This window comes from Mycobacterium sp. NGS16, assembly GCF_059813225.1.
Map to the genome: position 1 here is coordinate 57,379 of NZ_JCALEE010000007.1, position 20,969 is coordinate 78,347.

The window sequence follows — 20,969 nt, forward strand, 5'->3', positions numbered from 1 at the left end:
CACTAGACTGCCGGCGAGCAGTTTGAGCTGGGTCAGGTGGGAAAAGAGCATGGGGCAGGTTGGTTCGACGCGCCGCTGCCGGGGGAAGAGGTCCCGGCTGGCGGCAGTGCTGATGGTGCCGGTCGCGGTGTGGGGGCTGAGCGCTTGCGGCGGCAATGCCGACGCGGAGGCGGCGAGGATCATCACCGACAAGGGCACCCCGTTCGCCGACCTGCTGGTGCCCAAGCTCACCGCGTCGGTCACCGATAAGGCCGTGGGTGTGGCGGTGGACGTGCCGGTGACGGTGACCGCCGAGGACGGCGTGCTCGACTCGGTCACCATGGTCAACGAATACGGTGCGGTGGTCGACGGCAAGCTCAGCCCCGACGGGCTGACCTGGTCGACGACCGAGCCGCTCGGCTACAACAAGCGCTACACACTCAACGCCAAGTCCCTGGGACTCGGCGGTGTGACCAGCCGGCAGATGACGTTTCAGACCCATTCGCCGCAGAACCTGACCATGCCCTACGTCATGCCCCGCGACGGCGAGGTTGTCGGCGTCGGCCAGCCGGTGGCGATCCGGTTCGACGAGAACATCGCTGACCGCGCGGCGGCCGAGAAGGCGATCAAAATCACCACCGACCCGCCGGTGACGGGCGCGTTCTACTGGCTGAACAATCGCGAAGTGCGTTGGCGCCCACAATCTTTCTGGAAGTCCGGGACCAAGGTCGACGTGGCGGTCAACACCTACGGGGTGGATCTGGGCAACGGGGTGTTCGGCCAGGACGACGCATCCAGCCACTTCGTCATCGGCGACGAGGTCATCGCAACCGTCGATGACGACACCAAGTCGATGGTCGTGCGCATCAACGGTGAGGTGGTCAAGACCATGCCGGTGTCGATGGGCAAGGACAGCACTCCGACGAACAACGGCACCTACATCGTCGGCGAACGGTTCCCGCACATCGTGATGGACTCGTCGACCTACGGGGTGCCGGTCAACTCGCCCAATGGGTATCGCACCGACGTGGACTGGGCCACCCAGATCTCCTACAGCGGAATCTTCGTGCACTCGGCGCCGTGGTCGGTGGGCGCGCAGGGTTACTCCAACACCAGCCACGGCTGCATCAACGTCAGCCCCAGCAATGCGCTGTGGTTCTACGACCATGTCAAGCGCGGCGACGTGGTGCAGATCAACAACACCATCGGACCGCTGCTGCCCGGCACCGAAGGCCTCGGCGACTGGAACGTGCCGTGGCCGGAATGGGAAGCCGGTAACGCCAACGAACCGACGCGCTAGCGCGCGGCTCAGGCGGGCGCCGGCTCGCTGTCTTCTCGCAGGTACTGTTCGCCGCCGTTGGGATAGCCACCGCCGAACGTGGTGATGTGCACGTGGTCGTAGTGGCCGTTGCCGTGGCCGCTGGGCCCCGCGGGCGTGTAGTAGGTACCGCGCCAGATCGCGTCCTGCAGGGCGAACCGGCCGGCGTTGCGCAGCGCGTACGCCACGATCTCGTCACCGAGCGCGATGCCCTCGGGGCTGCCGGCGTTGGGGATCATGATGTCGATGGCCAGGCCCGACGGGTGCCAGCGCTGCCCGTCCGGACGCACCCCGATCATGTCGTGCACCTGCGGGAACGCCTCGCTGATGCTGCGCGAGACGAGGATCGTCTTGACCTGCATGCCGTGTTCGTTGGCGATGCCGGGCGGCAGCGCGTGCGGTACCGGCAAGCCCCAGGCGCCCACGGCAAAGGCGTCGGGCGGTGGCAGATCTTCGGGCGGGGGCGGAGGCCCCTCCTCGGGCGGGGGCGGTGGTGCGTCCTCGGGCGGAGGCGGGGGCCCATCTTCCGGCGGCGGGGGAGGCGCGTCCTCCGGCGGGGGCGGTGGCGCGTCTTCGGGTGGCGGTGGCGCTTCGGCGACGGCCGCGGGTTCGTCGGTGTTTCCCGGCTCGGCGCCGGCGTTGCCGGTCATGAACACGGCGGCCGGCAACACAGCCGTTGCCGCCAGAACCGAGGATTTCATGCGCAGATCAAGCAGTCCTTGCGTGAGCACGCCCGGCACCGTAACCAAAACGTGACATTCCCGCCAAACCGACGCGCCCTGATTGCGTTACAAAATCAGGCCGCGGTGACACGTTTTGACCACTGGACTCACCGCGCTCCAGGCGCTGTCAGCGGCGGCAAAAAGCACTCCTGACCTGGGCGATTGCATGGTTGGGCGGCTGTAGGTCAACTGCGCGGCTTGGTTCGCGCCCCAGAGCCCGCCGAGTGTGGCGCAGATCTCGTTCCAGGTTGGGGCGGCGAGAGGCCGCGAGCCCACAGTCACCGTGCGTGGACAAGTCAGATGCAGGAACGTCACCGGCCTAGGGTTTGGCCACGAAATAGAACGGGTCCCAGTAGCTCATTTCGGCAATGGCTATGACGCCCAGCACCCGAGTTCGGGCCGTCGCGGAGCACTGCTCGTTAACGGTCATGTCGAACCTGCCCCGCGAAAGAAAAAGGTCGGAGGGCGAAAACGCCCTCCGACCTATCGGGGTGGCTGACGGGACTCGAACCCGCGACACCCAGGATCACAACCTGGTGCTCTACCAGCTGAACTACAGCCACCATCGCTGCCGATCGGGCAAGCCAAGCAAGCAGCGTCGTCGATACTAGCCGCTCGGGCGCTCCGCAACCGAATCGATTACCCCCGGCGCGTCCGACGGCGGCCCCAACTCTGCGGCGATCGCGGCAATGTCGCTGGTAGGCGGCCCGGGCGGGGCCACGAACGCGGTGCGCCGGTAGAACTTGAGCTCCCGGATCGACTCGTGGATGTCGGCGAGCGCCCGGTGGGCGAGCCCCTTCTCCGGCTGGCCGAAATAGATCCGCGGGTACCAGCGCCGGCACAGCTCTTTGATCGAGCTGACGTCGATCATCCGGTAGTGCAGGTAGTCGTTGAGCGCGGTCATGTCGCGGGCCAGAAAACCCCGGTCGGTGCCGATCGAGTTGCCCGCCAGCGGCGCCGTCTTGGCCTGCTTGACGTGGGTGCGGATGTAGTCGAGCACCATCGCCTCGGCGGTGGCCAGGTCGATGGTCGATGCCCTGACCTCCTCGATCAGCCCTGATCGGGTGTGCATGTCGGTCACGACGTCGCTCATCGCGTCCAAGGTGGCGTCGTCGGCGTGGATCACCACGTCGACACCCTCCCCGAGGATGTTCAGCTCACCGTCGGTGACCAGGGCGGCGATCTCGATCAGTTTGTCCGAAGCCAGATCGAGGCCGGTCATCTCGCAGTCGATCCAGACGAGTTCGTCTCGTGCAGCGCTCACAATTTGCCCACGTTAGCCGCTCAGCGCGCCCGTAGTCGCATAGCGGTGCTCACCGGACCAAGTAATGTCGTGGCCTGTGAGTCCCGATTCGGCGGCGAACGCCGCACAGCAGATCGCGGCCGGCTACAGCGCTGACGGTCAGGCCCTTGAACTGGGCACGGTCGTCATCGACGGGACCGTCGACCCCTCGGCGCAGGTTCGAATCCCCCTGGCCACGATCAACCGCCACGGACTGGTGGCCGGCGCCACCGGTACCGGCAAGACCAAGACGTTGCAGGTGATCGCCGAACAGCTGTCCGCGGCCGGGGTACCGGTGCTGATGGCCGATTTCAAGGGCGACCTGTCCGGGCTGTCGCGGCCGGGGGAGGCGGGGGCCAAGATCACCGAACGCGCCACCGAGACCGGCGACGACTGGTCGGCCACGGCGTTTCCGACCGAGTTCTTGTCACTGGGCACCGGCGGTATCGGCGTGCCGGTGCGCGCCACCATTTCCAGTTTCGGCCCGATCTTGTTGTCGAAGGTGTTGGGGCTCAACGCGACTCAGGAGTCGACGCTGGGGCTGATCTTCCACTGGGCCGACCAGAACGGCTATCTGCTGCTGGACTTGAAGGATCTGCGTTCGGTGATCACCTTTCTGATCAGCGACGAGGGTAAACCGGCGCTCAAGCAGCTCGGCGCGGTGTCCACGTCGACGGCCGGTGTGATCCTGCGGGCCCTGGTCAACCTGGAGGCCGAGGGCGCCGACACCTTTTTCGGGGAACCGGAATTGGACCCCAAGGACCTGCTGCGGCTCGACGCGCAGGGACGCGGCATCATCTCGCTGCTGGAACTCGGCGATCAGGCGGCGCGCCCGGTGCTGTTCTCCACCTTTTTGATGTGGGTGCTGGCCGACCTGTTCACCTTCCTGCCCGAGGTCGGCGACGTCGACAAACCCAAGCTGGTGTTCTTCTTCGACGAGGCGCACCTGCTGTTCTCCGACGCCTCCAAGGCGTTCCTGGAACAAGTCGAGCAGACCGTGAAGCTGATCCGCTCCAAGGGCGTCGGCGTGTTCTTCTGCACGCAGTTGCCCACCGATGTGCCCAACACGGTGCTGTCCCAGCTGGGCGCGCGTATCCAGCACGCGCTGCGCGCCTTCACTCCGGATGACCAGAAGGCGCTGAGCAAAACGGTGCGCACTTACCCGAAAACCAAGGTCTACGACCTGGAGTCGGCGCTGACCTCGCTGGGCATCGGCGAAGCGATCGTCACCGTGCTCTCCGAGCGTGGCGCCCCGACGCCGGTCGCCTGGACCCGGCTGCGGGCGCCGCGTTCCCTGATGGGAGCCATCGGCAACGACGCGATTACCGCTGCCGCCCAAGCGAGTTCGTTGCAGACCGAATACGGTCAGACCATCGATCGGGAATCGGCGTACGAAAAGCTTTCCGCGACATTGGCGGCCGGGCAGGGCAGCCGGCCCCCGCAAGGCGACGCCGCGGTGCCGCCGCCGGCCAAGCGACTGCACTGGTGGCAGCGGTTCGGGCGCTGGCTGGCCCACTTCCTGTCCACCCGCGAGGGCAAGCGAGTGGTGGCCGCGGTCACCACCGTGGTCGTCGGCCAGATCTCCCGCGGCCAGATGGGCACCGGCCGCCGCCGCCGTTAACCCCCGCCGAGCTTCTTGTAGACGAAGCCCACGATCGGCGTGACGATCGCGCGGGGGGCATACCCGCTGGCTGTGGACATGGCCTTCGACGTGATCCCGGGCACGACGCGCATCTTGTTGCGTTCCAAGCCATCCAGCGACAGCTTGGCGGTGTGCTCGGTCGAGATCCACAAGAAGTCCGGGATCAGCTTGTCGATCAGCGAGGCTTCGGCGGCATCGGGCATCTCGGCGCGCACCGGTCCCGGTGCCAACACCGTCACGTGTACCCCGGACTTGAGCAGCTCACCGCGCAGCGACTCGCTGAAGGTATTGGCGAAGGCCTTGGTCGCGGCGTAGGTGGCGTTGTTGGGGATCGGTGAGTTGCCGGCCGCCGAACCCGAGATCAGGATCCCCCCGGCGCGGCGCTCCAACATGCCCGGCAGCACCGCCAACACCAGGTCGTGCACCGCAACCACGTTCAGCTGCACCTGCGCGCGCTCGGTGGCCGGATCCAGACCGGAGATCGGCCCGAATGTCGCGGTACCGGCGTTGGCGCACAGCACCGAGATCTCCCGGTCGGCCAATTCGGCGCAGAGCGTCTCGCGGGCCGGCGGATCGGCCAGGTCGACCGCTCGGACTTCCACGGCGACCCGGTACTTGTCGCGCAGCCGCGCCGCCACGTCATTGAGCACGTCCTCGCGGCGCGCGACGAGGATCAGCCCGTGACCGCGCGCGGCCAGCTCGGCGGCCAGCGCTTCGCCGATCCCCTGGGACGCTCCGGTGACGACGGCGCGGGCATCCGGGTTGGGAGCAGGCACTGGCATGGGCCAATCGTAGAGTGCCAGGCATGGATGCCCCGGGGGTGGTCAGATCCGGGCGATCGCGGATCGTGGCGTGGGCGCTGTGGGATACCGGTGCCGCGGCCGTCAGCGCGATCGTGGTGACGTTCGTGTTCTCGGTCTATCTGACCAGCAGTGTTGGCCGGGAGCTGCCCGGTGCGGTGTCGCCGGCCAGTTGGCTGGGCCGCACGCTGGCCCTCTCCGGTCTGACCGTGGCCGCGGTGGCGCCGGTGGTCGGGGTGTGGGTGGCCGCCCCGCACCGCCGCCGGGTGACGCTGGCGGGGCTGACCGGGCTTGCCGTGGTGCTCATCGCGTTGATGAGCACGATTCGCGCCGCACCCGGCTACCTGGCCCCCGGGCTGCTGTTGTTGGCGCTGACCGCCGCCTGCGGTGACCTGGCCAGCGTCCCCTACAACGCCATGCTGCGGCAGGTGTCGACTCCGTCGAATGCCGGGCGGATCTCCGGATTCGGCTGGGCGGCAGGCTATGCCGGCAGTGTGGTGCTGCTGTTGGTGGTGTACCTGGGCTTCATCGCCGGCAGTGGCCCGACCCGCGGTCTGCTGGGGCTGCCGGTCGAGGGCGGGCAGAACGTTCGGGCGGCGATGTGGCTGACCGCCGCCTGGCTGGCGATGTTCGCGTTGCCGTTACTGCTGAGCGCACACCGCCTGGCGGGTTCCGGCGAGCCACCCCCGCCACGGGTCGGCCTGCTCGGCGGGTACCGCCAGTTGTGGCGCGACATCAGCGCCGAATGGCACCGCGACCGCAACCTGGTCTTCTACCTCGTCGCCAGTGCGATCTTCCGGGACGGGCTGGCCGGGGTGTTCGCCTTCGGGGCGGTGCTCGGCGTCAACGTCTACGGCATCTCGACCGGCGACGTGCTGATCTTCGGGGTGGCCGCCAGCGTGGTGGCCGCGCTCGGCGCGCTCGCCGGGGGCCTGCTCGACGACCGCATCGGATCCAAGACCGTGATCGTCGGCTCACTGGTCGCGATGGTCATCGCCGGCACCACGTTGATGGCGCTGTCCGGGGCGGTCGCCTTCTGGGCCTGTGGGCTGCTGCTCTGCCTGTTCATCGGGCCCACCCAATCCTCGGCGCGCACACTGCTGCTGCAGATGGCGCAGGAAGGCAGGGAGGGGTTTGAGGGGGTGGCCTTCGGCCTCTACACGATGACCGGCCGGGCGGTGTCATTTCTGGCGCCCTGGCTGTTCTCGGTCTTTGTCGACGTCTTCCATTCCGACCGGGCCGGTATGGGCGGACTGTGCACGGTGCTGGTGCTCGGTCTGCTGGCGATGCTCGGCGTGCGCGTTCCGCGCCGGGCGCGTTAACCCGCCGCCGCGCAGACCGTCAGGATCGACCCGGTGCGCTGACGCACCTGGCTGCCGTCCACCGACACCGAGCAGGTGATCTGCTCGCCGAAGTTGACCACCGTGACCGCTGCGGCCGTCGATGCCGGCGGCGTCAGCGTGACCTGCTTGGTCCACGGCAGCGCCACGTTGAACTCGGTCTGTAGCACCCCGCCGGTGTCGATGTAGGCGATGCTGAGCGCCCGGCCGGTCCCGGTGACGCTGTAGACGATCGTCTCGGGAACCCCGGCGGTGGTCGACGTGGTCGGTGGCGGTGTGCTCGGTGTGGTGCCGGGCGGCGTTGAGCGCGCCGGCGGCGGCGTAGTGGCCGGGGTGCGCTTGGGAACCGGTGTGCTCGGCGCCGTCGGCAGGGGCGAAACCGGCGTAACGGTAGCCGAATTCCGGTTCGAGCCGTTGGCGATCACCAGCGCGATCACCATGCCGACCACCAGCAGCACCGCGGCACCGGCCACCAGCCACAGCCAGTTCGGGAACCGCGGCGGTTCCGGGGGGCCGGGGGGACCACCCTCGCCGCCGCCCGACGGCCCGCCGGGCGGCGGCGGTTCCCAGTGCTGCCGCGGCAGTTGGGCGGTCGGGTTGGCCGCCTGCGGCGGATAGCCCGCCGGGTACGACGGAAGCTGCCCGGCGTAGGCCGGATCGACGTGTGGCGGAAAGCCGAAGGTCGACGGTTCACTACCCCCGCTGCGTTGCCAGGGCTGATCGGAACCCTCCGGTCGATACGGATCGGTCATACCCACCTCATGGGTTGCAGGGTACCTGCGCCGGGCTGCCCGCGACCGTGACGTCGGCCGGCCCGGTCAGATTCCGGCGGCGCCCAGCGCGCTGATCGTCATCGCACGCAACACCGCTCGGGAGCGTTCCGGGGCCGCCGACTTGGTCGCCGTCGGCTTGATGGCGTACGGCGTCGAGTTCAACAGGCCGAACACCGCGTGGGCCATCAACCGGGCGTCGGCCTCGGCCAAGCCGGGGTACCGGGCGCACAGCACGCCCACCCAGACCTCGACATACTGACGCTGGGCGCTGCGCACCTGACGCTGCGCTCCGGCCGGCAGATGCGCCAGGTCGCGGTCCTGGATCCGAATCAGGTCCGGCTCGCCGAGCGCGAAATCGAGATGGAACTCGACCAGGCCGTCCAGCACTTCGTCCGGGCTGCGGCCGCCCGCTTCGACGGCGCGCGCCTCGGCGAGCAGCCGGGTACTGATGCCGACGAGCAATTCGACCAGCAGCGCTTCTTTGTTCGGGAAGTGCCGATAGATCGCCGGACCGCTGACCCCGGCGGCCGCGCCGATGTCCTCCAACCGCACCGCCAGAAAGCCGCGCTGGGCGAAGAGACGTTCGGCGGCCGCGAGCAACTGCGTACGCCGGTCCGACTTCAGCCGGCTGCGCCGGTTGGCCGGTTCGTCGCCTCCCGCCGCGCCGGGCGGGGCGGATGCTGCCATCACGCCTCCGCTCATCGTGGACAGCTGAGTTAACGGTCACTAACGTAGCACCCATCGCCGCGGGGCCGACCCGGCTTCGGGCGGCACCGGTGGAGGCCTGATGGCAACTACGGGACCCGCAGCCCGTGGCGATTTGTCCTACGCGCGCGGCGAGACCCAACCCCCCTTGTTGGCGACGACGATCGGTGCGGCGCTCGCGGCCACCGCGAGTGCGCACCCGGATCGTGATGCGCTGATTGATGTTCCGTCGGGCCGCCGCTGGAGCTATGCCGAGCTGTTGGTCGATGTGCGCCGGCTGGCGAGCGGATTACTGCGGGCCGGGATCAGCGCCGGGGATCGCGTGGGCATCTGGGCGCCCAACTGCGCGGAATGGGTGCTGACGCAGTACGCCACCGCCGAGATCGGGGCGGTACTGGTCAGCCTGAATCCGGCCTACCGCTCCCACGAACTGGCCTACGCGCTCAAGCAGTCTGGGGCCGCGATGGTCATTTCGGCAGCGCGGTTCAAGACCTCCGATTACGTTGCGCTGCTGCAGGAGGCGGCGCCTGAGTGCCCGGAGCTGCGTGAGGTGGTGTTCATCGACAGTGCGGGATGGCATCAGCTGGCCGGCACGCCGGCCGACGCCGCAGCCCTGATGGCGGCGGCCGCCGCACTGCACGCCGGCGACCCGATCAATATCCAATACACCTCGGGCACAACCGGTTACCCCAAGGGCGCGACGCTGAGCCACCACAATATCCTCAACAACGGCTACCTGGTCGGGGAACTGCTGGGCTACACCCCCGAAGACCGGATCTGCCTGCCGGTGCCGCTCTACCATTGCTTCGGCCTTGTGATGGGGAGCCTGGCGGCCACCAGTCGCGGTGCGGCCGTCGTCTTGCCGGGGCCCGGCTTCGAGCCGGCGGCCACGTTGCGCGCCGTGCAGGACGAATCGTGCACCAGCCTCTACGGAGTGCCCACCATGTTCATCGCCGAGCTCGGTCTGCCCGACTTCGCGGAGTACGACTTGACCAGTCTGCGCACCGGGATCATGGCGGGCTCGCCGTGCCCAGTGGAGGTGATGCGGCGGGTGATCGACGACATGCACATGACCGAGGTCGCGATCTGCTACGGGATGACCGAGACTTCCCCGGTGTCGACCCAGACCCGCGCCCAGGATTCGCTGATACAGCGCGTGGAGACGGTCGGGCGGGTGGGCCCGCACCTGGAGATCAAGGTGGTCGACCCGGGCACCGGCCAGACGGTGCCCCGCGGCGAGGTCGGCGAGTTCTGCACCCGCGGCTATTCGGTGATGACCGGTTACTGGAACGACCCGGCCAAAACGGCGGCGGCCATCGACGCCGACGGCTGGATGCACAGCGGCGATCTGGCCGTCATGGACGGCGACGGATACGTCCGGATCACCGGGCGGATCAAGGACATGGTGATCCGTGGCGGGGAGAACATTTACCCGCGCGAGATCGAGGAGTTTCTGCACACCCATCCCGACATCCTCGACGCCCAAGTCGTCGGAGTGCCCGACGAAACCTACGGCGAGGAACTGATGGCGGTGGTGATGATGCGCGACGGGGCGGCGCCCCTGACCGTCGAGGCGCTGCGGCAGTTCTGCAGCGGCCGGCTGGCGCACTTCAAGGTGCCGCGGCATGTGCGGGTGGTGAACGAGTTTCCGATGACGGTCACCGGGAAGGTCCGCAAGGACGAGATGCGCCGGCAGGCAATCGAGCATTTGAGTGGTGGCTGACATCGCCGCGGGAGAATGGTATTCTCTGTCGTCAGTTAATCAACATTAACTGAAATGAGGAGGCGCTGGTGGCGATGGACAAGGTCGTGGCGACGGCGGCAGAAGCCGTGGCCGACGTGACCGACGGTGCGTCACTGGCAGTCGGCGGGTTCGGGCTGTGCGGCATACCGGAGGCGTTGATCGAGGCCGTGCTGGCCCTCGGTGTCACCGATCTGGAGACGGTGTCGAACAATTGCGGCGTGGATGGCGTCGGGCTGGGAGTGCTATTGGAGCACAAGCGGATCCGCCGCACCGTCAGCTCCTATGTCGGGGAGAACAAGGAGTTCGCCCGCCAGTTCCTCTCCGGCGAGCTCGAGGTGGAGCTGACCCCGCAGGGCACCCTCGCCGAGCGGTTGCGCGCGGGCGGCGCAGGGATTCCGGCGTTCTACACGCCGACCGGCGTGGGCACCCAGGTGGCTGAGGGTGGTCTGCCGTGGCGCTATGACGGAGCGGGCGGGGTGGCGGTGGCCTCACCGCGCAAGGAGACCCGCGACTTCGACGGGCGCACCTACGTCCTGGAGCGGGCGATCCGCACCGACTTCGCACTGGTGCACGCCTGGAAGGGCGATCGGCACGGCAACCTCGTCTACCGCGAGGCCGCCGCGAACTTCAACCCGGACTGCGCCGCTGCCGGACGCATCACGATCGCCGAGGTCGAGCACCTCGTCGAACCCGGCGAAATCCGCCCGGCGGAGGTGCACACGCCGGGGGTCCACGTGCACCGGGTGGTGCACGTACCGAATCCGACCAAGCGAATCGAGCGGGAGACGGTGCGGCAGTCATGACACTCACCAGAGATCAGTTGGCCGCACGGGTGGCCGCGGAGCTGGAAGACGGACAATACGTCAACCTCGGCATCGGGCTGCCCACCCTGATTCCCAACCACATTCCCGACGGGGTCAGCGTGGTGCTGCATTCAGAGAACGGGATCCTCGGCGTCGGGCCGTACCCGCGCCGCGAGGATATCGACGCCGACCTGATCAACGCGGGCAAAGAAACGGTGACGGTCCTGCCGGGGGCGTCGTTCTTCTCGTCGTCCACCTCGTTCGGGGTGATCCGCGGCGGCCACCTCGATGTCGCGGTCCTTGGCGCTATGCAGGTTTCCGCGGCCGGCGACCTGGCCAACTGGATGATCCCCGGCAAGATGATCAAGGGCATGGGCGGGGCGATGGACCTGGTACACGGGGCGCGCCGCGTCCTGGTGATGATGGAACACGCCGCCAAGGACGGCAGCGCCAAGATCGTCGAACACTGCACGCTGCCGCTGACCGGCGCCCGCTGCGTCGACCGCATCATCACCGACCTGGCCGTCATCGACGTCACCGAGGCGGGCCTGCAGTTGATCGAGACCGCTCCGGGCGTCGCCGTCGATGACGTCGTCGCGAAAACCGGTGCAGAGTTGAATCTTTCGAAGGTCTCATGACCGCCCCGACATTCGCCGACGAGCACCGGCGGCTGGTCGCCGAGCTCAACGCCAAGCTGGCGACGGCGGCCCTCGGCGGCAGTGAGCACTCCCGGCAACGTCACGTGGCCCGGGGCAAGCTGTTGCCGCGCGACCGGGTGGACCGGCTGCTGGATCCGGGCAGTCCGTTTCTGGAGCTGGCTCCGCTGGCCGCCGACGGCATGTACGACGACGAGTGCCCCGGAGCCGGCATCATCACCGGGATCGGACGGGTGTCCGGGCGAGAGTGCGTGATCGTCGCCAACGACGCCACCGTCAAGGGCGGCACCTACTACCCGGTCACCGTCAAAAAACACCTGCGCGCCCAGGAAGTCGCGCTGGGCAACCAGCTGCCCTGCATTTACTTGGTGGACTCCGGCGGCGCGTTCCTGCCCCGCCAGGATGAGGTGTTCCCCGACCGGGAGCACTTCGGCCGCATCTTCTACAACCAGGCGACCATGAGTGCGGCGGGCATCCCGCAGATCGCCGCCGTGCTCGGCTCCTGCACCGCCGGCGGGGCCTATGTGCCCGCCATGAGCGACGAGGCCGTCATCGTCCGGGAACAAGGCACCATCTTCCTCGGCGGTCCGCCGCTGGTGAAGGCGGCCACCGGGGAGGTGGTGACCGCCGAGGAGCTCGGCGGGGGCGACTTGCACTCCAAGGTCTCCGGGGTCACCGACTATTTGGCCGACGACGACGAACACGCGCTGCGCATCGTCCGGCAAATCGCCGAGACCTTCGGGCCGCGTCACCCAAGCCCTTGGGAAGTCGGCGAGTCCATCGACCCTCGGCATCATCCGGCCGAACTCTACGACGTGGTGCCGCCGGATCCGCGGGTGCCATATGACGTGCGGCAGGTGATTGAGCGCGTCGTCGACGGCAGCGAGTTCAGCGAGTTCAAGGCCGAGTACGGCAAGACCCTGGTGACCGCGTTCGCGCGCATCCACGGCCATCCGGTGGGAATCATCGCCAACAACGGGGTGCTGTTCGGCGAGTCGGCGCTCAAGGGCGCGCATTTCATCGAACTGTGCGACAAGCGCTCCATCCCGCTGGTGTTCTTGCAGAACATCGCCGGCTTCATGGTCGGCCGCGACTACGAGGCCGGCGGTATCGCCAAGCACGGCGCCAAAATGGTCACCGCGGTGGCCTGTGCGCGGGTGCCCAAACTCACGGTGGTGATCGGCGGATCCTACGGAGCGGGCAACTACTCCATGTGCGGCCGGGCGTATTCGCCGCGATTCCTGTGGATGTGGCCCAATGCGCGGATCTCGGTGATGGGCGGCGAACAGGCCGCATCGGTGCTGGCCACGGTCCGCGGTGAACAACTCGACGCCGCCGGCAAGCCGTGGTCGCCGGCCGACGAAGAGGCGTTCAAGGCGCCGATCCGCGATCAATACGAGGCGCAGGGCAACCCGTACTACTCGACCGCGCGGCTGTGGGACGACGGGATCATCGACCCGGCCGATACCAGAACCGTGCTGGGGCTTGCGCTTTCGGTCTGCTCGAACGCGCCGCTGGACCCGGTCTCCTACGGCGTTTTCCGGATGTGAGTGGCGATGTTTGAAACCGTTCTGATAGCCAATCGCGGTGAGATCGCGGTGCGGGTGATTCGCACCCTGCGCCGGATGGGAATTCGGTCGGTGGCCGTCTACAGCGACGCCGACGCCGGGGCGCGGCATGTGCGCGAAGCCGACACCGCCGTACGGCTGGGGCCGGCTCCCGTACTGGACAGTTATCTGTCGATTCCCAAGGTGCTCGAGGCCGCGGCGGCCACCGGCGCGCAGGCGATTCACCCCGGCTACGGTTTCCTCTCCGAGAACGCCGGATTCGCGGCGGCCTGCGAGCGCGCCGGGGTGGTGTTCATCGGGCCACCGGCGCGGGCGATCGAGGTGATGGGCGACAAGATCTCCGCCAAGAACACCGTCACCGCCTTTGAGGTACCGGTGGTACCCGGGCTGGCCAAGCCCGGCCTGACCGATGACGAACTGGTGGCCGCGGCCGGCAAAATCGGTTACCCGGTGCTGATCAAGCCCTCGGCCGGTGGCGGCGGCAAAGGCATGCACCTGGTTGAAGAACCCGCGCAGCTGCGCGCGGCGCTGGTGACCGCGCGGCGTGAGGCGGCGTCGGCCTTCGGTGACGACACCTTGTTCCTGGAGCGATTCGTGTTGCGGCCCCGCCACATCGAGGTTCAGGTGCTGGCCGACGCCCAGGGCAATGTGGTGCACCTCGGCGAACGGGAATGCAGCCTGCAGCGCCGTCACCAGAAGGTGATCGAGGAGGCGCCGTCGCCGCTGCTGGACGCCGCCACCCGGGCCCGGATCGGGGCGGCGGCCTGCAACACCGCCCGCAGCGTCGATTACGTCGGCGCCGGAACCGTGGAGTTCATCGTCTCCGCGGATCGCCCGGACGAGTTCTTCTTCATGGAGATGAACACCCGGCTGCAGGTGGAGCACCCGGTCACCGAAGCGGTCACCGGCGTGGACCTCGTCGAGTGGCAGCTGCGGGTGGCCGCCGGGGAGAAGCTGCCGTTCGCCCAGGACGAGATCACGCTGACCGGGCATGCGATCGAGGCTCGGGTATACGCCGAGGACCCGGCCCGCGGCTTTCTGCCCACCGGAGGACAGGTGTTGGCGGTGCACGAGCCCGCCGGCGGTTCAGCGAGGCTCGACGGAGGAGAGGCGACGCTGGGACCGCCGCATGGACCCGGTCCCGCGGTACGGGTGGACTCGTCGTTGCAGGCCGGCACCGTGGTCGGCAGCGACTACGACCCGATGCTGTCTAAGGTGATCGCCCACGGCGCGGACCGGGCGCAGGCGCTGGCGCGCCTCGATGCGGCACTGGCCGGTACCGCGGTGCTCGGAGTGCAGACCAACGTCGAGTTCCTGCGATTCCTGCTGGCCGATCCCCGGGTGGTGGCTGGCGACCTGGACACCGAACTTCTGGACGCCAGGTCGGCCGACTTCACACCGGCCCCCGCACCCGACGATGTACTGGCCGCGGGCGGCCTCTACCGCCAATGGACACTGTCCGGTCAGACATCGCTGTGGGGGTCCCCGAGCGGCTGGCGCATCGGCGCGCCGGCGCCGGTGCGCACCGAGATGCGCACCCCGTTGCGCTCGGAGACGGTGTCGGTGTGGGGACTGCCGACCGACGCGCGCGTGCAGATCGGCGACGGCGAGATCCACAATGCAAGCATCGACGTCGCAGCTGACCGGATGATGGTGACGCTGGCGGGCCGGCGGCGCTGCTATGCGTTCGCCGAGGACGGCGGTCAGCTGTGGATCGCCGACGAGCGCGGCACCTGGCAGCTGCGCGAAGCCGAAGTGGTCCGGGTGCATCGCGGTGGGGGCCCGCGCAGCGCCGAGATCCTCAGCCCGATGCCCGGCAGCGTGATCGCCGTCAACGTGGATTCGGGTTCGCCTGTCGCCGAAGGTGATCCGGTCGTCGTGGTGGAGGCGATGAAGATGGAGCACAGTCTGGCCGCGCCGATCAGCGGGCGGGTGGAGATATTGGTATCGGTGGGCGATCAGGTGACGGTGGACCAGGTCCTGGCCCGGCTGATTCCCGAATCGAGTGAGGAAGAGACGCAATGACGACGATCACGGCAGGAGAGCTGCCGAAGGAATACCAGGACCTGCGCGACACGGTGGCCGAATTCGCTCGCACCGTGGTGGCTCCGGTGTCCGCCAAACACGACGAAGAGCACAGCTTCCCCTACGAAGTGATCGCCAAAATGGGGGAGATGGGGCTGTTCGGCCTGCCGTTCCCCGAAGAGTACGGCGGTATGGGCGGCGATTATTTCGCACTGTCGCTCGCCCTGGAAGAACTCGGCAAGGTCGACCAGTCCGTCGCCATGACCCTGGAGGCCGGGGTGGGCCTCGGCGCGATGCCGATCTACCGGTTCGGCACCGAGGAACAGAAGCAGACCTGGCTGCCGGATCTGGTCGCCGGCCGCGCGCTGGCCGGCTTCGGTCTGACCGAGCCAGGTGCGGGCTCGGATGCCGGCGGTACCCGCACCACCGCCCGCCGAGACGGCGACGAGTGGGTGATCAACGGCGCCAAGCAGTTCATCACCAACTCCGGCACCGACATCACCTCGCTGGTGACCGTCACCGCCGTCACCGGCACCCGGCCCGACGGCAAGAAAGAGATCTCCACGATCATCGTCCCGTCCGGTACAGCCGGTTTCACCGTGGAGCCGGCATACAACAAGGTGGGCTGGAACGCCTCGGATACCCACCCGTTGACCTTCGCCGACGCCCGCGTTCCGCATGCCAATCTGCTCGGTGAAGAAGGCCGAGGCTACGCGAACTTCCTGTCCATCCTCGACGAGGGCCGCATCGCGATCGCCGCGGTGGCCACCGGGGTGGCGCAAGGCTGCGTCGACGAGAGCGTCAAGTACGCCGGCGAGCGTGAGGCGTTCGGCCAGACGATCGGCTCCTACCAGTCGATCAGCTTCAAGATCGCCCGGATGGAGGCGCGTGCCCACGTCGCGCGTACCGCCTACTACGACGCCGCCGCGAAGATGTTGGCGGGCAAGCCGTTCAAGAAGGAGGCCGCGATCGCCAAGATGATCTCCTCGGAGGCGGCGATGGACAACGCCCGCGACGCCACCCAGATCCACGGCGGCTACGGCTTCATCAACGAATACCCGGTGGCCCGGCACTACCGCGACAGCAAGATCCTGGAGATCGGTGAGGGCACCACCGAGGTGCAGTTGATGTTGATCGCACGGTCGTTGGGGCTGTGAGGATGAGCGGCGACCGCGAGTGGGAATCTCGCGACGCCACACCGGCATGTCGCGTCGTGAGATTCCGATTCGGCGAGGGAAAACGGGGCAGGGAGAGGGAAACGGCGTGAGCAGAACCGTCGAGCAGCGCGGCCTGTGGTTCGAGGAGTACGAGATCGGCACCACGTACGCCCACCGGCCCGGACGCACCGTCACCGAGGCCGACAACGTGCTGTTCACCACGTTGACCATGAACACCCAGTCGCTGCACCTGGACGCGGCCTGGGCGGCCGCGCAGCCCGGCTTTCGCGGTGAGCGCCTGGTGAATTCGATGTTCACCCTCTCCACGATCGTTGGCCTGTCGGTGGCGCAACTGACACTCGGCACCATCGTGGCCAACCTCGGGTTTTCGGAGGTGTCGTTTCCCAAGCCGGTGTTTCACGGCGACACGCTCTACGCCGAGACGGTCTGCACCGACAAGCGCGAATCCAAGAGCCGTCCCGGGGAAGGGATCGTGACCCTGGAGCACCTCGGCCGCAACCAGCACGGTGAGGTGGTGGCCCGAGCGGTGCGCACCACGCTGGTGCGCAAACGGCCGGCAGGGGAGTCGGCATGAACCTGCAATCCGCCGGGCCGGCGTGGCTGTTCTGTCCGGCGGATCGGCCGGAGCGGTTCGCCAAAGCCGCCGCGGTGGCCGACGTGGTGATCCTCGACCTGGAGGACGGCGTGGCCGCCGCTGACCGGCCTGCGGCGCGGGAGGCGTTGCGGGGCAACCCCCTCGACCCGGCGCGAACGGTGGTACGGGTCAACCCGACCGGCACCGAGGATCAGGCTCGCGACCTGGAGGCGCTGGCGCACACCGCCTACACGACGGTGATGCTGGCCAAGACTGAGTCAGCCGCCCAGGTGAGTGCGCTGGCGCCGCGGCAGGTTGTCGCTTTGCTGGAAACCCCGCGCGGTGTGGTGTTCTCCACCGAGATCGCCGCCGCCGAGGGCTGTGTGGCGATGATGTGGGGCGCCGAGGATCTGGTCGCCGCCATGGGCGGTGGCTCCAGCCGGCACCCGGACGGGACCTATCGGGACTTCGCCCGGCACGCGCGCTCGACGGTGCTGCTGGCCGCATCGGCGTTCGGCCGTGCGGCGCTGGACGCCGTCTATTTGAACATCGGTGACCTCGACGGGCTGCGGGCCGAAGCGGTCGACGGGGCCGCGGTCGGGTTCGCCGCCACGGTGTGCATCCACCCCACCCAGGTGGCGGTGGTCCGCGACGCCTACCGCCCGCCGGCCGATAAGGTCGATTGGGCGCGACGGGTGCTCGCCGCGGCTCAGACCGAGCGCGGTGTGTTCGCGTTTGAAGGGCAGATGGTCGACTCCCCGGTGCTGCGGCACGCCGAAGCTATCCTGCGGCGAGCGGATTAACGCCAAGCAGGAGGGCCCGACGCATGCGCATCACCCGGATCGTCGAGACGTCGGTGCCGCTTCGTGGTGAGATCGCCAACGCGCTGGTGGACTTCTCCCGGCACACGGTGTCGCTGGTCGCCGTCGTCACCGACCGGATCCGGCACGGCGAACCGGTGACCGGTGTCGCCTTCAACTCGATCGGCCGGTTCGCCCAGGGCGGCATCCTGGCCGACCGGATGATTCCGCGGATCCTGGGCGCGGATCCGGAGTCGCTGCTCGACGAGACCGGCCGCATCGACCCGGCGCGGGTGCTGCGGCGCGCGCTGGCCGACGAAAAGCCCGGCGGTCACGGTGATCGGGCCGGGGCGGCGGCGGCACTGGAACTGGCGTGCTGGGACCTCAACGCCAAACTCGCCGACGAACCCGCCTACCGCACCATCGCGCGACACTTCGGCCGGGACGTGGGCAGCAAAGAGGCCGTCGCCGCGGTCCCGGTATACGCCGCCGGAGGCTACTACTACCCCGGAGACGGGCTGGACCGGCTCCGAGCCGAGATGGCCGGCTATCTCGACTCGGGCTATGAGGCGGTCAAGATGAAGATCGGCGGCGCATCGATGCGCGAGGATCTGGACCGCATCGAAGCGGTGATCGACGTGGTCGGCAGCGGCGCGCGGGTCGCCGTCGACGCCAACGGGCGGTTCGATCCCGCGGCGGCCGGCGACTGGGCGCAGGAACTGAGCCGCTACGGCTTGCGCTGGTACGAGGAACCCGGTGATCCCCTCGACTTCGCGCTGAACGCTCAGGTGATCGCCGGTTATCCGGGGGCGGTCGCCACCGGCGAGAACCTGTTCTCGGTGCGCGATGTAGCCAACCTGGTGCGCTACGGCGGTATGCGCCCGGGCCGCGACATCTTCCAGATGGATGCGGGCTTGAGTTACGGGCTGACCGAATACGCCGGCATGCTCGAGGTGCTCGAGACACACGGCTACCACCGCGGCTGCGCGTTCCCGCACGGCGGCCATCTGATCAACCTGCACATCGCGGCGGGCCTGGGTCTGGGCGGCTGCGAGTCCTACCCCGGGGTGTTCGCGCCCTTCGGCGGCTACTCGCCGGGGTGCGCGCTGGCCGACGGCACCATCACACCCACCGACGCCCCGGGGTTCGGGCTGGAGGAAAAGCCCGACCTGGCCGCGGCCATCGCCGATCTGGTGGGGTGACCAGATGAAGATCGCGGTTATCGGTTGCGGCGCCATGGGTTCGATCTATGCCGGCCGACTGGCGGCGGCCGGCAACGATGTCTTGGCCATCGACCGCTCCGTTGAGCATGTCGAAGCCATCAACGGAGAGGGCCTGAGGATCAGCGGACCGCAGCCCGAGCAGGTGGTGGCCATCCGCGCGGCCACCACCGCACCGGACGAGCCGATGGACCTGGTGGTGCTGGCGGTCAAAGCCGCCGACGTCGCCACCGGGGCCAGCCAAGCGCTGCCGCTGCTGGGCGAGCACACACCGGTGTTGACCATCCAGAACGGACTGGGGTCGGCCGACACCGTCGCCGGCATCGTCGGAGCCGAGCGCGTGGCGGTGGGCATCGCCAGCGGATTCGGCGCGTCGCGTCCCGCCCCGGGGCACGTGCACCACAACGCGATGCGGGCAGTCCGGTTCGGATCTTATGCGGCGCTGCCGTTTTCGGCTGTCGACCAGATTGCCCGGGTGTGGTCGGAGGCGGGCTTCGACGCGGCCGCGGTCGCCGACATCGCCGCCATGCAGTGGGAGAAGCTGATCTGCAACGTCGCCTACAGCGCCCCGTGCGCGCTGACCGGCATGACGGTGGGGCAGGTCATGGACGACGACACGGCCATGGGCCCGGTCAGCCGCGCCGCGGCCACCGAAGCCTGGACGGTGGCGCGCGCCGCGGGGATCGACATCGCTGTAGCCGACCCGGTCGCGCATGTGCGGGCTTTCGGTGCGCAGATGCCGGATGCCAAACCCTCTGCGCTGCTGGATCATCAGGCCCGCCGAGTCAGCGAGATCGACGTGATCAACGGGGCGGTGTTGCGCCGGGCCGCCCAGGTCGGCGAGCAGGCCCCGGTCAACGCGACGCTGACAGCACTGGTCAAAGCCGTTGAACGGCAGTGGGTAACGGGCGAAGGCTGAACACCACGCCGGGCGGCGTTCAGCTTGACCCGTTTGGTACAGGGCGTCGCTAGCCTGGGTGTTCATGACCTCCGATAAAGCACGGGTGGATCTGCGCGGTGCGCCGCAGACCATGCTCGCGACGCTGTACGCCAAGGCGCTGGATGCCGATCTTCCCGAACCGATCCTGGGGGATCGCTACGCCAAGGACGTGGTCGCACGCATCGACTACGACTGGCGCAAGACCACCATCACCGCGGCGCGCTCACCGGCGGTGACTACCCGTGCGGCGCACTTCGACACCTGGGCCGGCACCTTCTTGGCGGCCCACCCGGACGCAGTGGTGTTGCACGTGGGCTGTGGGCTCGACGCCCGATATTTTCGGCTGGCACCCGGTGACAGGGTCGACTGGTATGACATCGACTACCCGGACGTCGCCGAGCTGCGCCGGCGACTGTTGCCGGCAAGCGAGCACAACCACGTGGTCTCTGCGTCGGTCACCGACCCGGCGTGGTTCGCCGAAATCCCTACCGGCCGTCCGGCATTGATGCTCGGCGAAGGCCTGACCATGTACCTGACCGAGCAAGACGGCGTTGCCTTGCTGCGCCGGGTGCTCGAGCACTGCGCAAGCGGGGAGTTGCAGTTCGACGCCTTCAACTGGCTGGGCATCAAGTCGCAATGGTCCAACGCCGTGGTGCGCCGCTCCGGGGCGACGCTGCACTGGGCGATCAACGGGCCCGGCGACATTCTTGCCGCGGTGCCCGGCACCCAGCTGCTGCAATGGGAGCGCTGGTTCGAGTCGGACACCTTCGGTCAACTGCCCCGCGCCTATCGGGTGTTGGGCAGGGCGATGTCACTGATTCCGGCGGTGGCGAACATGTCGCAGTACCACCGCTACGCCTTCTGAGCTGCGCCGCCCCCACCATTGACGTTTTACGTTAC

Annotated in this window: 19 protein-coding genes and 1 tRNA gene; 14 read left to right on the plus strand and 6 right to left on the minus strand. The window is 68.3% G+C overall.

The window, feature by feature from the left end:
* Window positions 1-49 precede the first annotated feature (49 nt).
* Window positions 50-1,279, plus strand: coding sequence for a L,D-transpeptidase (locus AC5Y4Q_RS16170; RefSeq protein ID WP_064922128.1), 1,230 nt, complete (start codon window positions 50-52; stop codon window positions 1,277-1,279).
* 8 nt (window positions 1,280-1,287) lie between these two features.
* On the opposite strand, the gene AC5Y4Q_RS16175 is transcribed toward AC5Y4Q_RS16170, so the two are convergent.
* From AC5Y4Q_RS16175 to orn, 3 genes are all read right to left on the minus strand, one after another.
* Window positions 1,288-2,028 (minus strand): VldE C-terminal domain-containing protein, encoded by a 741-nt coding sequence (locus AC5Y4Q_RS16175; protein WP_499959631.1) that lies wholly within the window; start codon window positions 2,026-2,028, stop codon window positions 1,288-1,290.
* Window positions 2,029-2,509: 481 nt separating this feature from the next.
* A tRNA-His gene (locus AC5Y4Q_RS16180) sits at window positions 2,510-2,582 on the minus strand.
* A gap of 44 nt (window positions 2,583-2,626) precedes the next feature.
* On the minus strand, window positions 2,627-3,283 hold the full coding sequence (gene orn / locus AC5Y4Q_RS16185) for an oligoribonuclease (RefSeq protein WP_082952638.1): 657 nt from the start codon (window positions 3,281-3,283) through the stop codon (window positions 2,627-2,629).
* A 64-nt stretch (window positions 3,284-3,347) separates the two neighbouring features.
* On the opposite strand from orn, the gene AC5Y4Q_RS16190 reads away from it, so the two are divergent.
* Complete coding sequence (locus AC5Y4Q_RS16190; RefSeq protein WP_419179702.1) at window positions 3,348-4,922, plus strand: helicase HerA-like domain-containing protein; 1,575 nt, start codon at window positions 3,348-3,350, stop codon at window positions 4,920-4,922.
* Here AC5Y4Q_RS16190 and cmrA read toward each other — a convergent pair.
* Window positions 4,919-5,725 carry a mycolate reductase gene (gene cmrA / locus AC5Y4Q_RS16195; RefSeq protein WP_125224530.1) on the minus strand — a complete coding sequence of 269 codons (807 nt, stop codon included), beginning with the start codon at window positions 5,723-5,725 and terminating at the stop codon, window positions 4,919-4,921. The genes AC5Y4Q_RS16190 and cmrA overlap by 4 nt on opposite strands.
* Before the next feature lie 23 nt (window positions 5,726-5,748).
* On the opposite strand from cmrA, the gene AC5Y4Q_RS16200 reads away from it, so the two are divergent.
* A complete protein-coding gene (locus AC5Y4Q_RS16200) occupies window positions 5,749-7,065 on the plus strand; it encodes an MFS transporter (RefSeq protein WP_125224531.1) in 1,317 nt (438 codons plus the stop codon).
* On the opposite strand, the gene AC5Y4Q_RS16205 is transcribed toward AC5Y4Q_RS16200, so the two are convergent.
* Together AC5Y4Q_RS16205 and AC5Y4Q_RS16210 are read right to left on the minus strand one after the other, a co-directional pair.
* Window positions 7,062-7,835, minus strand: coding sequence for an MmpS family transport accessory protein (locus AC5Y4Q_RS16205; protein WP_064922133.1), 774 nt, complete (start codon window positions 7,833-7,835; stop codon window positions 7,062-7,064). The two genes, AC5Y4Q_RS16200 and AC5Y4Q_RS16205, sit on opposite strands and share 4 nt — an antisense overlap.
* Before the next feature lie 66 nt (window positions 7,836-7,901).
* Window positions 7,902-8,543 carry an SACE_7040 family transcriptional regulator gene (locus AC5Y4Q_RS16210; protein ID WP_125224532.1) on the minus strand — a complete coding sequence of 214 codons (642 nt, stop codon included), beginning with the start codon at window positions 8,541-8,543 and terminating at the stop codon, window positions 7,902-7,904.
* 100 nt (window positions 8,544-8,643) lie between these two features.
* On the opposite strand from AC5Y4Q_RS16210, the gene AC5Y4Q_RS16215 reads away from it, so the two are divergent.
* The 11 genes from AC5Y4Q_RS16215 (at window position 8,644) to AC5Y4Q_RS16265 (ending at window position 20,934) form a co-directional block, all read left to right on the plus strand.
* Window positions 8,644-10,284: an AMP-binding protein gene (locus AC5Y4Q_RS16215; protein ID WP_125224533.1), complete on the plus strand. Its 1,641-nt coding sequence runs from the start codon at window positions 8,644-8,646 to the stop codon at window positions 10,282-10,284.
* A 74-nt stretch (window positions 10,285-10,358) separates the two neighbouring features.
* Entirely contained in the window at window positions 10,359-11,108 is a 750-nt protein-coding gene (locus AC5Y4Q_RS16220; protein WP_064922136.1) for a CoA transferase subunit A, read from the plus strand.
* Window positions 11,105-11,746 (plus strand): 3-oxoacid CoA-transferase subunit B, encoded by a 642-nt coding sequence (locus tag AC5Y4Q_RS16225; protein WP_125224534.1) that lies wholly within the window; start codon window positions 11,105-11,107, stop codon window positions 11,744-11,746. The genes AC5Y4Q_RS16220 and AC5Y4Q_RS16225 overlap by 4 nt, the downstream gene beginning before the upstream one ends.
* Complete coding sequence (locus tag AC5Y4Q_RS16230) at window positions 11,743-13,314, plus strand: carboxyl transferase domain-containing protein (RefSeq protein ID WP_125224535.1); 1,572 nt, start codon at window positions 11,743-11,745, stop codon at window positions 13,312-13,314. Before AC5Y4Q_RS16225 ends, AC5Y4Q_RS16230 begins: the two co-directional genes overlap by 4 nt.
* A gap of 6 nt (window positions 13,315-13,320) precedes the next feature.
* Window positions 13,321-15,357, plus strand: coding sequence for an acetyl/propionyl/methylcrotonyl-CoA carboxylase subunit alpha (locus AC5Y4Q_RS16235; RefSeq protein ID WP_125224536.1), 2,037 nt, complete (start codon window positions 13,321-13,323; stop codon window positions 15,355-15,357).
* Window positions 15,354-16,514: an acyl-CoA dehydrogenase family protein gene (locus AC5Y4Q_RS16240; protein WP_499959637.1), complete on the plus strand. Its 1,161-nt coding sequence runs from the start codon at window positions 15,354-15,356 to the stop codon at window positions 16,512-16,514. The genes AC5Y4Q_RS16235 and AC5Y4Q_RS16240 overlap by 4 nt, the downstream gene beginning before the upstream one ends.
* A gap of 106 nt (window positions 16,515-16,620) precedes the next feature.
* Window positions 16,621-17,109, plus strand: coding sequence for a MaoC family dehydratase (locus AC5Y4Q_RS16245; RefSeq protein ID WP_064922141.1), 489 nt, complete (start codon window positions 16,621-16,623; stop codon window positions 17,107-17,109).
* Window positions 17,106-17,912: an HpcH/HpaI aldolase/citrate lyase family protein gene (locus AC5Y4Q_RS16250; RefSeq protein ID WP_064922142.1), complete on the plus strand. Its 807-nt coding sequence runs from the start codon at window positions 17,106-17,108 to the stop codon at window positions 17,910-17,912. The genes AC5Y4Q_RS16245 and AC5Y4Q_RS16250 overlap by 4 nt, the downstream gene beginning before the upstream one ends.
* Window positions 17,913-17,935: 23 nt before the next feature.
* Window positions 17,936-19,111 carry an enolase C-terminal domain-like protein gene (locus tag AC5Y4Q_RS16255; RefSeq protein ID WP_064922143.1) on the plus strand — a complete coding sequence of 392 codons (1,176 nt, stop codon included), beginning with the start codon at window positions 17,936-17,938 and terminating at the stop codon, window positions 19,109-19,111.
* Window positions 19,112-19,115: 4 nt separating this feature from the next.
* Window positions 19,116-20,048 carry a ketopantoate reductase family protein gene (locus AC5Y4Q_RS16260; protein WP_499959640.1) on the plus strand — a complete coding sequence of 311 codons (933 nt, stop codon included), beginning with the start codon at window positions 19,116-19,118 and terminating at the stop codon, window positions 20,046-20,048.
* A gap of 64 nt (window positions 20,049-20,112) precedes the next feature.
* Window positions 20,113-20,934, plus strand: coding sequence for a class I SAM-dependent methyltransferase (locus tag AC5Y4Q_RS16265; protein WP_064922155.1), 822 nt, complete (start codon window positions 20,113-20,115; stop codon window positions 20,932-20,934).
* The last annotated feature ends 35 nt before the right edge of the window (window positions 20,935-20,969 follow it).